Here is a 570-nt window from a genome sequence, read left to right on the forward strand (position 1 = left end):
GTTTTGCGATAAAGCCTGAGGCCGCTCTTTAATCTCAAAGCCATGATTGGGCAGATAAACTTCCAGCTTTTCAGCAGTTTCTTTATCCAAAACCGTCGGACGCGACAACGCCGCCAATACGGCACCCAAGCCAACCGACGGCAACTGGTTTTCATCGCCAAGCAACACCAAACGACAACTGGTCGGCACGGCACGCAATAAATCCAACACCAGCGGCAAATCCAACATCGAAGCCTCATCCACCACCAAAACATCCAAAGCAAGCGGATGTTCATGATTGAACGCGGGGCGCATTTGCGGCGGCCGCAATTTCAACAATCGATGGACAGTCTGCCCTTCCAAGTTTTCCAAATGCGCTTTAATGTTCGGAGACAAATCAAAGCCATCTAAAGCCCGCTGCAAAGCCCGTGCCATATGCGCAGCCGCCTTGCCCGTCGGCGCGGCCAACGCAATACGGGGCAGCTTCGTACTGTTATTGCAAATCAGACCCAAAAGCTTTGCGACGGTCGTGGTCTTACCCGTACCCGGCCCGCCGGTAATCAGCATAAAGTTTTGCAGCAAGGCCAAAGC

The 570-nt window shown here is 53.0% G+C and carries 1 protein-coding gene; it reads right to left on the reverse strand.

The window, feature by feature from the left end; all coding sequences use genetic code 11:
• Positions 1–570 (reverse strand): AAA family ATPase (locus tag ACTHUR_RS16600; protein ID WP_440399783.1); only part of this gene is annotated, 570 nt, incomplete at both ends.

This window comes from Neisseria sp. P0021.S007 (assembly GCF_051956855.1).